We start from the raw sequence: 14,115 nt of genomic DNA on the forward strand, positions 1-14,115 counted from the left end.
CGTCGACGGGGTTGGCCGATCTTGGCCAACCCCGTCCATGCTCGACCCTTCAGCCGGACTTATCCGGCCTGCGGGTCGCCCTTGGTGTATGTGAGACGCTCCACGGCGCCCGGCTGCCAGTCGTCGTCGATCTTCTTGCCGTTGACATAGAGGTCGATCGCACCCGCGTCACCGAGGACGAGGTTGATCTTCTCGCTGTCCTGGAAGGTCTTGGAGTCACCCTGCTTGAGCAGGTCGTCGAAGAGCATCCGGCCGTTGTGGTCCTTGACCCCGACCCAGCTCCTGCCGTCGACGGCGCTGACCTGGACGGTCACCTTGTCCTGCGGGACGGCGGCGATGGCGCTGTCCGAGGGCTCCGGCTCGGGATCCTTGGGCTTGTCGGTCTTCGGGGTGGGCGTGGTCTTGTCGGCCGTCGGCGTCGAGCCGCCCTCGGCGACGGCGGACTTCCCGCCCCCGTCGTCGCCCTTGAACGCGGTGAACCCGACGAACCCGACCACCGCGACGATCGCGGCGACCATGGCCGCGGTCCAGTTCGGCCCGCGTCGCTCGGGACGGATGCGCTCCGCCTCGAACAGAGGGGCCGCCGGGGTCGGCGCCGGTCGACCGCCGTGCGAGGCGTCGTACTGCGCGAGCAGCGGGGCCGGATCGAGGTGGACAGCCTTTGCCAGGGTCCGGATGTGGCCACGGGCGTAGACGTCGCCGCCGCAGGGGGCGAAGTTGTCGGCCTCGATGGCATGCACGATGGCGATGCGGACCCGGGTGGCATTGGTGACGTCGTCGACGGTCAGCCCGGCATCGATCCGCGCCTGCTTCAGGGCACGGCCGATCGAGGGACGGGCTTCCTCGGACACGTCTTCGAACGGACGCTCGTCTTCAGGGGAGTTGCCGATGGACACGGGGGCGCCTTTCGAGCGTTTAAGCCACCTGTGCTGGAGGTTCAGTCTAGGGGGGTAACGAAAGGGTGGGGCAACCGGGCGGTGGGACTTTATACGCCATCAGAATGGCCGGACACGCTGATGGTGGGGTATGTGCTTGTCGCTTCGCTCAACTTGACGTACGTCGAAGGGAAACGGTTGCTCAATGATCGCCTACAGGTAAGTCACGATCAGACATCGGCTCGTCCCGCAACCGCCCGCGAAGCGACCACTGCGTCCGGTTTCCCCTTCCGGACTCGTGTTAAGCCTCCCCGCGGATCACGGCGAGCACTCCGTCCAGCTCATCAGGTTTCACAAGAACGTCACGAGCCTTGGACCCCTCGCTCGGCCCCACGACCCCGCGGGACTCCATGAGGTCCATCAGCCGCCCCGCCTTGGCGAACCCGACCCGCAGCTTGCGCTGGAGCATGGACGTCGATCCGAACTGGGTGGAGACCACGAGCTCGGCCGCCTGGCACAGCAGGTCGAGGTCGTCGCCGATCTCCTCGTCGATCTCCTTCTTCTGCTTGGTGCCCACGGTGACGTCGTCCCGGAAGACGGGCGCCATCTGGTCCTTGCAGTGCTGCACGACCGCCGCGACCTCGTCCTCGGTGACGAAGGCGCCCTGCATACGCGTCGGCTTGTTGGCACCCATCGGCAGGAACAGCCCGTCGCCCTTGCCGATCAGCTTCTCGGCACCGGGCTGGTCGAGGATGACGCGCGAGTCCGCGAGCGAGGACGTGGCGAAGGCGAGCCGCGAGGGCACGTTCGCCTTGATCAGACCGGTGACGACGTCCACGGAGGGCCGCTGCGTGGCGAGCACCAGGTGGATGCCGGCCGCACGCGCGAGCTGCGTGATGCGCACGATCGCGTCCTCGACGTCACGCGGCGCGACCATCATCAGGTCGGCGAGCTCGTCGACGATCACCAGCAGATACGGATACGGCTGAAGCTCGCGCTCACTGCCCTCCGGCGCCTTCACCTTGCCGTTGCGCACGGCTTCGTTGAAGTCGTCGATGTGCCGGTAGCCGTACGCCGCCAGGTCGTCGTAGCGGAGGTCCATCTCCCGTACGACCCACTGGAGCGCCTCGGCGGCCCGCTTCGGGTTGGTGATGATCGGCGTGATCAGGTGCGGGATGCCCTCGTAGGCGGTCAGCTCGACGCGCTTGGGGTCGACGAGGACCATGCGGACGTCCTCGGGGGTCGCGCGCATCATCACCGAAGTGATCAAGCAGTTAATGCACGACGACTTACCGGAACCGGTCGCACCGGCAACCAGCACATGCGGCATCTTCGCGATGTTGGCCATCACATAGCCGCCCTCGACGTCCTTGCCGAGCGCGACCAGCATCGGATGGTCGTCCTCGGCCGCGGCCGCCAGGCGCAGCACGTCACCGAGGTTGACCATCTCGCGGTCGGTGTTCGGGATCTCGATGCCGACCGCCGACTTGCCGGGGATCGGGCTGATGATCCGCACGTCCGGGCTGGCGACGGCGTACGCGATGTTCTTCGTCAGCGCGGTGATCCGCTCGACCTTCACGGCGGGCCCGAGCTCCACCTCGTAGCGCGTGACCGTCGGCCCGCGCGTGAAGCCGGTGACGCGGGCGTCGACCTTGAACTCGGTGAAGACGGTGGTGAGCGACTCCACGACGGCGTCGTTGGCGGCGCTGCGCGACTTGCCGGGACCGCCGCGCTCCAGGAGGTCGAGCGACGGCAGCGAGTAGGTGATGTCGCCGGACAGCTGGAGCTGTTCGGCGCGCGGGGGCAGGTCGCGCATCTCGTCGGGCGCGGCCTTGGTGAGGTCCGGCACCCCCGACTTGGCCGGGTCCGCCGGCTCGGACTTGGGCAGCTTCTCCTGCTTGGGGCGCGCCGCCGGGACCGGCGTCGGCACCGGAGTGGTCTCCGCGCGGTCTCCGACGCTGACGCCCTGAGTGAGGTCGGCGACGATCGGCGACGGCGGCATCCCGTGCATCACGGCGCCGTCGAGCGCGGCAGCGGCGGCCGCCGCGACGTCCACAGCGTCCATCGGACGGTCCATCTCGGGCTGCGGCACCGCGGAGCGCCTGGGGCGGCCACGACGCCGCGAGAGGGCCTCCTGCTCGGCGCCGTCGGGGTCGTACGCCTCACGCGCCGGACCACGCTTCCGGCCACGCGCCGCGGGCAGCGCCTCGCGCCACTGGTCGTCGTAGCGCTCGTCGTCGTCGCTGTACTCGTCGTCCTCTTCGGGGTCGGGCAGGATGCCGAGCTTGATGCCCAGCTGCCGCAGCCGCTGCGGGATGGCGTTGACCGGGGTGGCCGTGACGACCAGCAGGCCGAAGACCGTCAGCAGCACGAGCAGCGGAACGGCGAGGACCACGCCCATGGTGTACGTCAGCGGAGTCGCCGCGCCCCAGCCGATGAGCCCGCCCGCGTCCCTTATCGCCTGCATGCCGTCGCTGCGGGCGGGCGCGCCCACGGCGATGTGTACCTGGCCGAGCACACCGATGACGAGCGCGGACAGGCCGATGACGATACGGCCGTTGGCCTCGGGCTTCTCGGGGTGGCGGATGAACCGTACGGCGATGACCGCGAGCAGTATCGGCACGAGCAGGTCGAGCCGGCCGAAGGCGCCGGTGACGATGATCTCGACGAGGTCGCCGACCGGGCCGCGCAGATTGGACCAGGTGCCGGCGGCGACGATCAGGGCGAGGCCGAGGAGCAACAGGGCGACGCCGTCCTTGCGGTGGGCGGGGTCGAGGTTCTTCGCGCCCTGCCCTATCCCGCGGAACACCGCGCCGACCGCGTGCGCGAGCCCGAGCCAGACGGCGCGCACGAGCCGGTAGATGCCCCCGGTGGGGTTGGGCGCGGGCTTCGGCGGCGCGGCTTTCTTCGCCGCGGCCTTCTTGGCCGGCGCCTTCTTCGCGGGGGCTTTCTTGGCGGCGGCCTTCTTCGCCGGAGCCTTCGCCGAAGCGGCCGCCTTCTTCGCGGGCGGCTTCTTGGCTGCGGAGGAACGTGAGGCCATGGGTGTGAGGTTACCGGTGGAGATGACAGTGGACACGCGTGCTCACTGCTTCACCCGTTCGTGTCGCCCCTGTGGAGGCGGCGAACTGACGCCGGTTCATGGACCCGTCACGCGCAGGACGATCCGGCGCCGCCGCCCGTCAACCGGAGCCTTCGCGAGGTCAGTTCTGCGACGGCACCGATGAAGTGCTCCCGGTGCCCGGTTCCAGGGCGTCCAGGGCGCGCCGCAACCCCGTCAGTTTGCGTTCGAGATGGGCCGCGGTGGCCACCGCGGCCGCGTCGGCGGACTCGTCGTCCTGCACCATGGCCCGCCCTCCTCGCCCCGGCAGTGCACCGGGCTCCGCCCCAGGGGACGACTCCCTTACGCCGCCCGCCCTCGTGCCGGTCATGGTAGCCGCACCCCGCCTGTCGCCACACCCTGTCACCGCGATGTCACTGTGCACGTAGCAGAAACGCGGCAGGAGACCAGAAGGTTCCCCGAATCCCGCAGTTCTACACGGCCTCGAGCACACTGAGTCAGCGACTCCGTGTGCATGCTGTCGGCTGCCGTCACTGCTCCCTCATCCACTGGTCCATCACCGCCAGGAGATGATCGGGATCGACCGGCTTCGTCACGTAATCGGAAGCACCCGACTCGATCGCCTTCTCCCGGTCGCCCTTCATCGCCTTGGCGGTCAGCGCGATGATCGGGAGCCCGGCGAACTGCGGCATCCTGCGGATCGCCGTCGTCGTCGCGTAACCGTCCATCTCCGGCATCATGATGTCCATCAGGACGACCGCCACGTCGTCGTGCTGCTCCAGGACCTCGATGCCCTCACGGCCGTTCTCGGCGTACAGCACCGACAGACCGTGCTGCTCCAGGACACTGGTCAGCGCGAAGACGTTACGGATGTCGTCGTCGACGATCAGCACCTTCTCGCCGCCGAACCGGATGCCCCGGCGTGACTGCGGTGCCGCTGCCGGCTCGGCCGCCGGCGACCACTGCTCAGGCTGCGCCGGACGCTGCTCCAGCTCGCCAGCGGCCCGGCGGCGGCGCCTGAAGAGCGCGGCGGCGCCGTTCTGGGTCTCCCGGTACGAGCGCACCTCGGCCGGCGTCTCGATCGCGCCCTCGGCCATCTCCGTCAGCTCCGCCAGATCGGCCGCGGAGGCCACCAGGTCGCCCGCGTCGAGGGCCGGCAACTGCTGCTGGTAGCCGTGCGGAGGCAGTTCGCTGGGATGCAGCGGCAAATACAGCGTGAACGTCGAGCCGCGTCCCGGTTCGCTCTGCGCGTGGATCTCACCGCCGAGCAGCTGCGCGATCTCCCGCGAGATGGACAGCCCGAGACCCGTACCGCCGTACTTGCGGCTGGTCGTGCCGTCCGCCTGCTTGAACGCCTCGAAGATCACGCGCATCTTGCTGGCCGCGATCCCGATGCCGGTGTCCGTCACGGAGAAGGCGATCAGCGGCGCGTCCGCCTCCGTCAGCGACCCGGCCTCCAGCAGCTGCTCGCGGATCCGCACCGGTACGTCCATCCCGGCGGGCCGGATGACCAGCTCGACCGAGCCGGAGTCGGTGAACTTCACCGCGTTGGACAGCAGGTTCCGCAGCACCTGCAGCAGCCGCTGCTCGTCGGTGTGCAGCGTGGCCGGCAGCTCCGGCGAGACCCGTACGGACAGATCCAGGCCCTTCTCCGCGGTCAGCGGGCGGAAGGTGGCCTCCACGTAGTCGACGAGCTGGACGAGCGCGATGCGCGTCGGGGAGACGTCCATCTTGCCCGCCTCGACCTTCGACAGGTCCAGGATGTCGTTGATCAACTGGAGCAGGTCGGAGCCGGCGCCGTGGATGGTCTCGGCGAACTCGACCTGCTTGGGCGAGAGGTTGCCCTCGGCGTTGTCGGCGAGCAGCTTGGCCAGGATCAGCAGCGAGTTGAGCGGCGTACGCAGCTCGTGCGACATGTTGGCGAGGAACTCGCTCTTGTAGCGCATGGAGACGGCCAGTTGCTCGGCGCGCTCCTCCAGGACCTGCCGCGCCTCCTCGATCTCGGTGTTCTTCACCTCGATGTCGCGGTTCTGCTGGGCCAGCAGCTCGGCCTTCTCCTCCAGCTCGGCGTTGGACGCCTGGAGGGCCTTCTGCCGGTTCTCCAACTCGGCCGAGCGCTCACGCAGTTGCTCGGTCAGCTCCTGCGACTGCTTCAGCAGCACCTCGGTCTTGGTGTTGACGGAGATGGTGTTGACGCTGGTCGCGATCATCTCGGCGATCTGGTTGAGGAAGTCCTTCTGGATCTGCGTGAAGTTGGTGAAGGAGGCCAGCTCGATGACGCCGAGCACCTTCCCCTCGAAGAGCACCGGAAGGACGATCACTTGCGCGGGAGGCGCCTCTCCGAGCCCCGAGGAGATCTTCAGATAGCCGCTGGGCGCGTTCTCCACCAGGATCGTGCGCTTCTCCTCGGCGGCCGTCCCGATGAGCGCCTCACCGGGCCGGAAGGACGTCGGCATGGAACCCATCGAGTAGCCGTACGACCCGAGCATCCGCAGCTCGTAGGCGTCGTCGTTCTCGGCGGCCAGGTCCTTGCCGTCGAGGAGCGGCATGGCGACGAAGAACGCGCCGTGCTGCGCGGTCACCACCGGCGTCAGCTCGCTCATGATCAGCGAGGCCACGTCCGCCAGGTCGCGGCGGCCCTGCATCAGCGCCGAGATCCGCGCGAGGTTGCCCTTGAGCCAGTCCTGCTCCTTGTTGGCGATCGTGGTGTCGCGCAGGTTGGCGATCATCTTGTTGATGTAGTCCTGGAGTTCCTGGATCTCGCCGGACGCGTCGACGTCGATCTTCAGGTTCAGGTCGCCACGGGTCACCGCGGTGGCCACGCGCGCGATGGCACGCACCTGCCGGGTAAGGTTTCCTGCCATTTCGTTCACGGACTCGGTGAGGTCGCGCCAGGTCCCGTCGACGTCACGCACGCGTGCCTGGCCGCCGAGCTGTCCTTCCGTGCCCACCTCGCGGGCGACTCGGGTGACCTCCTCGGCGAAGGACGACAGCTGGTCGACCATGGTGTTGATCGTCGTCTTGAGCTCGAGGATCTCGCCCCGGGCATCGATGTCGATCTTCTTGGACAGGTCACCCTTGGCGATCGCGGTCGTGACCAGGGCGATGTTGCGCACCTGACCGGTCAGGTTGGACGCCATCTGGTTCACGGACTCGGTGAGGTCCTTCCACGTACCGGCCACACCCGGCACCCGCGCCTGACCACCGAGGATCCCATCCGTGCCCACCTCGCGGGCCACCTTGGTGACCTGGTCTGCGAACGAACTCAGCGTCTTCACCATGGTGTTGAAGGTGTCGGCGAGCTGCGCCACCTCACCGCGCGCCTCGATCGTCACCGTCCGCGTCAGGTCGCCGTTGGCGACGGCCGCCGCGACCTGGGAGATGTTGCGCACCTGCATGGTCAGGTTCTTGGCCATCAGGTTGACGTTGTCGCTGAGGTCCTTCCAGATGCCGACGACGCCGGGTACGTGCGCCTGGCCGCCCAGAATGCCTTCGGTGCCCACCTCACGGGCCACCCGGGTCACCTGCTCGGCGAAGCTGGACAGCTGGTCGACCATCGTGTTGACGGTCGTGACGAGTTCGAGGATCTCGCCCTTGGCGTCGACGGTGATCTTCTTGGACAGATCGCCCTTGGCGACCGCGGTGGTGACCTCGGCGATGTTGCGCACCTGGATGGTCAGGTTGTTCGCCATGAAGTTCACGGACTGGGTGAGGTCCTTCCAGGTGCCGGAGACGCCCTGCACCTCGGCCTGACCGCCGAGCTGGCCCTCCGTACCCACCTCACGGGCGACCCTGGTGACCTCCTCCGCGAACGACGACAGCTGGTCCACCATCGTGTTCAGCGTGTTCTTCAGCTCCAGGATCTCACCGCGCGCGTCGACGGTGATCTTCTGCGACAGGTCACCGCGGGCCACCGCCGTGGCGACCTGCGCGATGTTCCGAACCTGGGCAGTGAGGTTTCCTGCCATTCCGTTCACGGAGTCGGTCAGGTCGCGCCACACACCGGCCACACCGGGCACCTGCGCCTGACCGCCCAGCCGGCCCTCGGTACCCACCTCGCGGGCCACCCGGGTCACCTGGTCGGCGAAGCCGGAGAGCTGGTCGACCATCGTGTTGATGGTGTTCTTCAGCTCCAGGATCTCGCCGCGCGCGTCGACGTCGATCTTCTGCGACAGGTCACCTCGGGCCACCGCGGTCGTGACCTGCGCGATGTTCCGAACCTGGGCAGTGAGGTTTCCTGCCATTCCGTTGACGGAGTCGGTGAGCTCCTTCCACGTACCGGCCACACCCGGTACGACGGCCTGCCCGCCGAGGCGCCCCTCGGTACCCACGTCCCGCGCCATCCGCGTCACCTGGTCGGCGAACGACGACAGCTGGTCCACCATCGTGTTCACGGTGTTCTTCAGCTGGAGCATCTCGCCGGAGACGTCCACGGTGACCTTCTGCGACAGGTCACCGTTGGCCACCGCCGTGGTGACCTGGGCGATGTTCCTCACCTGTCCGGTGAGGTTCCGGAACGCCGTGTTGACGGAGTCCGTGAGGTCCTTCCATGTACCGGCCGCCCCGGGCACCTGCGCCTGGCCGCCGAGCTCACCCTCGACACCGACCTCACGCGCGACCCGCGTGACCTCGGCACCGAACGACGACAGCTGGTCGACCATGCCGTTGACGGTGTTCTTCAGCTCCAGCATCTCGCCGGCCACGTCGACCGTGACCTTCTGCGACAGGTCACCGTTGGCCACCGCTGTCGTCACGGCGGCGATGTCCCGCACCTGAATGGTCAGATTCCGGAACACGGTGTTGACGGAGTCCGTCAGGTCCTTCCACGTCCCCGCCGCGCCCGGCACATTCGCCTGACCGCCCAGCCGCCCCTCGGCACCGACCTCGTTGGCCACGCGCGTGACCTCGTCCGCGAAGATCCGCAGCGTCTCGGTCATCTGGTTGATCGTGTCCGCGAGCTGCGCGACCTCGCCCCGCGCCGACACGGTCACCTTCTGCGACAGATCACCGTTGGCGACGGCTGTCGTCACCTGGGCGATACCGCGCACCTGCGCCGTCAGGTTGCCGGCCATAAGGTTCACCGAATCGGTGAGGTCCTTCCACACACCGGCCACACCCGGCACCTTCGCCTGCCCGCCGAGCTCGCCCTCGGTGCCCACCTCGCGCGCGACTCGCGTCACCTCGGAGGAGAAGGACGACAGCTGGTCCACCATCGTGTTGACGGTGTTCTTGAGCTCCAGCATCTCGCCGGCCACGTGGACCGTGACCTTCCGCGACAGATCGCCCTTGGCGACCGCCGTGGTCACCAGCGCGATGTCCCGCACCTGGGCCGTCAGCCGGTACGCCATCGTGTTGACGGAGTCCGTGAGGTCCTTCCACGAACCCGACATGCCACGCACGCGTGCCTGCCCGCCGAGCTTGCCCTCGGTGCCGACCTCGCTGGCCACACGCGTGACCTCGTCGGTGAACGTGGACAGCTGATCGACAAGGTTGTTTACAGTCCGCCCGACCTTGAGGAACTCGCCCCGCAGCGGATGCCCGGTCCCGTCCTGCGCCTGTGTGCGCAGCTCCATACGCGGCGACAGATCACCCTCGGCCACCGCGGTCAGCACCCGGCCGACCTCGGAGACGGGCCGTACGAGGTCGTCGACCAGCGCGTTGGAGTTGTCCACGGCGGCGGCCCAGGAGCCCTCACAGGCGCCCGTCTCCAGGCGTTCCGTGAGCTTTCCCTCACGCCCGACCATGCGCCGCACGCGCGCCAGCTCACCCGTGAGGTGGAGATTTCGGTCGGCCACCTCGTTGAAGACGGCGGCGATCTCCGACATCACGCCGTCCCCGGACACGGTGAGCCGCTTCCGGAAGTTGCCGTCGCGCATCGCCACCAGGGCAGTCAGCAGCCTGTTCAGGGCAGCTGTGTCCACCGAGGTGGTCCCACCGCGCGTCTTGCGCTCGTTCCTCAGGGACTGTCCGCCTTTCGCGCGCGTCTTAGTGCCCCGCGTCGCTGCGCCAGACTCCACTGTGTCCCTCCCGCAGGGGTCGACCGTTACTGCTGTGCTCGGGTTCTCTAGTGCTCCGCGTACCCATTACCGCCGGGTATTCCTGCCGGATATACCAGGCCGCACCCACGTGCTGCTGCCCGCGGTACGCGAATGACACTCAGCCTGCCCGGACCTTCACAAGAAGCTTGCCCAGTGTTTCACCCTGCCTGAACCCGGCCATAACAGTTCGGCAGCTTCGCACATCGTCCGCACACCCTCCGGGCGGAAACACTGCAGACCGGCATCCGCATGGACGGCGAAGGTAAGTAACCTTGCATGCGGCTGTCCAGCCGCGCCGGTCCCGTCCGGCCTGGGCGGTGACAGGAGGAGCACGAGCGGGCATCGGAGGGGCAGCCGGACATGACCACCGGACTGATCCCGGGGGGACAATCCCCGGACCGGCCGACGGGCGCGCACATGCCGCACCAGCGGCGTGAGCCGGTCGGCAAGGGAGCCCTGCACGTCGACAACCGGACGAGGAGTTCAGTGATCACCGCGCGCGCGGCAGCCAGCTTCGATCCCGTCGGACGGTCGGTCGCGAGCGCCCGCTCCTTCGTCCGAGACACTCTTCAGGGCTGGGGTTTCGCCGACATCGTCGACGACGCCGTAGTCCTCACCAGTGAACTGGTGACCAATGCCGTCGTGCACGCCGGAACCTCTGCGGACGTTCTGTGTCTGCGCAGTGACGAAGGTGTGCGGATCGAGGTGGCCGACCGGTATCCGGAGCGCGAGATCCCCCTCCAGGGCTCACCCGTCAACATGGGCAGCCCCGACCGCGAGGGCGGCCGCGGACTCCAGCTCTGCGCGGCCCTGGCCGGCCGCTGGGGCGTCGAGTACACCCCCACGCACAAGCAGGTCTGGTTCCAACTCGACCTCCCCGAGCGCCCGGTGGGCACCCGCGCGGCAGGCCCCTCGCTGCCCTCGGACCTCCTCCCGCTCGCCGACGGCCGCGTCCGCGTCGCGGTGGTCCAGATCGACCGTACGGGCGCCATCTCGTCGTGGAACGAGGACGCCGAGGAACTCTTCGGCTACGCGGCCGAGCAGGTCACCGGCAAGCCCCTGACCGACCTCGCGGCCTGGCCGCACACCCCGGGCACCAGCACCGGCATCGCGGAGGCCCTCCGACTCTCGCGCTGGGAGGGCAGCTACGGCATAAGGGGCGCCAACGGCCGCGTCACCCCGGTGTACGCCTCACACCTCCGCGTCCGCGACACGGACGGCGAGCCCTCCACGGTCTGCCTCCTGGTCCGCGACCACGAACGCGCCGTCCTGCAGACCCCGTTGCGCGTCCCCGCGTCCGACACCTCCTCCGAGGCCCAGAGCACCGACCCCTTCGAGGTGTTCATCGGCTCCCCCGCCCCGGACGACCTCGACGGCCTCCTCCAGCGCACCGTGGAACGCGCCCGCGACATGCTCGACGGCGACTCCGCCTTCCTGCTCCTCGCGACCGATGACGAGACCGAGCTGGAGGTCCGCGCCTCCACCGGCCTGCCCTCCGCCCGCCAGCGCTTCGCGCGCGTGCCCGTCGAAGCGGGCCCCGGCCGCTACGGCTCGGCCCGCATGCCGGCGGTCCACGAGGACCTCACCATGGTCCCGGGCGCCGTACCCCTGCTGCGGGGCACCGGCATGCGCTCGGTCGTCACGGTCCCCCTGAAGGTCGAGGGCCGCCTCACCGGCTCCCTCGGCGTCGCCGCCGAGGCCCCGAACCGATACTCCAACGAAGAGGCGCTGCGCCTCCAGTTCGCCGCCGACCGCATCGCGCTGGCGGTGGAATCGGCCCGTCTCGGCGAACTCGAACGCCTGCGCCGAGGCTCCCTCAGCTTCCTCGTCGAAGCGTCCGATCTCCTCGCCGGCACCCTGGACCGCGACCAGACCCTGGCCCTGATGGCCCAGATGACCGTCCCGACCCTGGCCACTTGGTGCGCGGTCTACACGATCGCCGACCAGGCCTCGGAGCCGTATCTGTCGTACGTCCTGCACGAGGACGAGGAATTGATCGACGGCATTAAGTCGTTGCTGTCGAAGATCCCCCCGCCGGACCCGGTACCCACCCCCGGCGCCCGCGTCTGGTCGGCCCCCGCCGAATCGGCCCACCAGGCGGCCCTGCGCACATCCATGCGCAGCCTCGGCCTGGGCGAACCGATCGGCCGCATCAGCGCGGGCATCGGCCCCACCCTGGCCACGGCGTCCGCGGTGGGCGGCGAGACCGTCGTCCTGCCCCTGGTGGCCCGCAACCGCGTGATCGGCATGCTCACCCTGGGCAAGCCGACGGACGAACACTTCCGCCAGGAAATCCTGGAACTGGCCGAGGACCTCTCGCGAAGGGCCGCCCTGGCCCTCGACAACGCCCGCCTCTACTCAGAGCGCACCGCCATCAGCCAGTCCCTCCAGCGCAGCCTCCTGCCGCCCGAGCTCCCCGAGATCGGCGGCGTCGAGGTCGAGGTCATCTACCGCGCGGCCGGCGAGGGCAACGAGGTCGGCGGCGACTTCTACGACCTCTTCCCGATCAGCGACGGCGCCTACGGCTTCGCCATCGGCGATGTCTGCGGTACGGGCCCCAACGCGGCGGCCGTCACAGGCCTCGCCCGGCACGCCCTCCGGCTCCTCGCCCGCGAGGGCCTCAGCGGCCCGGCGGTCCTGGAGCGCCTCAACTCCGCGATCCTCGACGAGGGCGCCCGCAGCCGCTTCCTGACGCTCCTGTACGGCGAGTTGAGGCCGCAGGAAGACGGCAGCGCCGAGCTGAAGGTGGTCTGCGCCGGCCACCCGCTCCCCCTGCGCCTCCGCCAGGACGGCACAGTCGAGCCGGCCGCCGAACCCCAGCCACTGCTCGGTGTCATGGACGACCTGGAGCTCTACGAGCAGACGGTCACCCTCGACCCGGGCGACGTCCTGCTCTGCGTCACTGACGGTGTCACCGAACGCCGCGAAGGCAGCCGCATGCTGGGCGACGACGGCCTCACCGACGTCCTCACCACCTGCACCGGCCTGACGGCGGGCGCGGTTGCGGCCCGCATCATGCGCGCGGTCGAACGCTTCGCCTCCGACGCCCCGTCCGACGACATGGCGATCCTGGCGATGCGCGTGCCGGGCATCCACAAGGACTGAGGGGACAGAGAGCAGGGCATGAGAAAGGCCCCGCCCAATCGGGCGGGGCCTTTCTTCGTGGAGCCCCCAAACGGAATCGAACCGTTGACCTTCTCCTTACCATGGAGACGCTCTACCGACTGAGCTATAGGGGCCTGCCGCCTTTGCGAAGTTTCCCTCGCGGCAACGAAATAGATCGTACCCTGAACACACCCGTGCTCCCAAACTCGCTCAGAAGGCGGGCTGAAGCAGTCCTCCGAGCGCGTTGCAGGCAGACACGATCCGCTGCATGTCCCGCTTCGTCAGCGAGGCATCAACCGGCAGAGCCAACGTTTCGTCAGCGGCCCGCTCGGTCTCCGGCAGCGACACACAACGCCGGTACTCAGGCAGTCGATGCACAGGCGTCTTCACCGGCACCCGGCAATCAACTCCCTTGGCCCGCACGGCCCGAGCAAAGGCATCCCGATCCGGCCGCCCATTCCCCGGCACCCGCACAACGTACTGCTGATAGGTGTGCCCATCGCCGCCATCGGGCGTGTACACACCCTTCAGCTTCGCATCCAGATACGAGGCCCGCTCCCTGCGCTGGGCGATCTCGTCATACGGAGCCTCGGACTCCCCCTGCTCCAGCACCAGCAGCCCATACCGCTGCCCGACCTCGTGCAACCGCGCGATATCGGCCGACCGGCCAAATCGGTGTACGGCCACAACGGCCGCCGTGCGCTGGGTGACAACAGCCTCGACCGCAGCGGCGTCCAGGCAGTACGTCACCGGATCTATGTCGGCGAACACCGGCAGCGCGCCGGCCAGGACCACGGCCTCGGCGACTTCAACGTTCCCGAAGGCCGGTACGACAACCTCATCACCGACTCCGACGCCGGCAGCCCTGAGCATTGCAGCAGTACCCATGTGGGTGATGTTGGTTGCGGAACGTGAACGTCAGGTGACACACAACAAAAAAGGGTGGGACCCAGAACCGAAGTTCCGGGTCCCACCCGTTAAAAGGAGTTCGGCGGCGTCCTACTCTCCCACAGGGTCCCCCCTGCAGTACCATCGGCGC

Annotated in this window: 5 protein-coding genes, 1 tRNA gene and 1 pseudogene; 1 reads left to right on the top strand and 6 read right to left on the bottom strand. The window is 68.6% G+C overall.

Going from position 1 to position 14,115, the window contains the following annotated elements:
* Window positions 1–59 precede the first annotated feature (59 nt).
* The 4 genes and pseudogenes from IE325_RS40215 to IE325_RS40230 all read right to left on the bottom strand — a co-directional run bounded on the left by IE325_RS40215 (window position 60) and on the right by IE325_RS40230 (window position 9,950).
* Entirely contained in the window at window positions 60–896 is an 837-nt protein-coding gene (locus IE325_RS40215) for a helix-turn-helix domain-containing protein (RefSeq protein ID WP_190075138.1), read from the bottom strand.
* A gap of 280 nt (window positions 897–1,176) precedes the next feature.
* Window positions 1,177–3,915: a DNA translocase FtsK gene (locus IE325_RS40220; RefSeq protein WP_229912386.1), complete on the bottom strand. Its 2,739-nt coding sequence runs from the start codon at window positions 3,913–3,915 to the stop codon at window positions 1,177–1,179.
* 160 nt (window positions 3,916–4,075) lie between these two features.
* Window positions 4,076–4,210: pseudogene (locus IE325_RS40225) on the bottom strand (response regulator); the annotation flags it as partial.
* Between the two features lie 253 nt (window positions 4,211–4,463).
* A complete protein-coding gene (locus IE325_RS40230) occupies window positions 4,464–9,950 on the bottom strand; it encodes a HAMP domain-containing protein (RefSeq protein WP_190075140.1) in 5,487 nt (1,828 codons plus the stop codon).
* Window positions 9,951–10,331: 381 nt separating this feature from the next.
* Between IE325_RS40230 and IE325_RS40235 the strand changes: the two genes are divergently transcribed.
* On the top strand, window positions 10,332–13,076 hold the full coding sequence (locus IE325_RS40235) for a SpoIIE family protein phosphatase (RefSeq protein WP_190075141.1): 2,745 nt from the start codon (window positions 10,332–10,334) through the stop codon (window positions 13,074–13,076).
* A 58-nt stretch (window positions 13,077–13,134) separates the two neighbouring features.
* On the opposite strand, the gene IE325_RS40240 is transcribed toward IE325_RS40235, so the two are convergent.
* Together IE325_RS40240 and IE325_RS40245 are read right to left on the bottom strand one after the other, a co-directional pair.
* A tRNA-Thr gene (locus IE325_RS40240) sits at window positions 13,135–13,210 on the bottom strand.
* A 76-nt stretch (window positions 13,211–13,286) separates the two neighbouring features.
* Window positions 13,287–13,949: a DegT/DnrJ/EryC1/StrS family aminotransferase gene (locus IE325_RS40245; RefSeq protein ID WP_190075150.1), complete on the bottom strand. Its 663-nt coding sequence runs from the start codon at window positions 13,947–13,949 to the stop codon at window positions 13,287–13,289.
* Window positions 13,950–14,115: the final 166 nt, after the last annotated feature.

It is taken from the genome of Streptomyces lanatus, from assembly GCF_014655715.1.
GTDB lineage: Bacteria > Actinomycetota > Actinomycetes > Streptomycetales > Streptomycetaceae > Streptomyces > Streptomyces lanatus.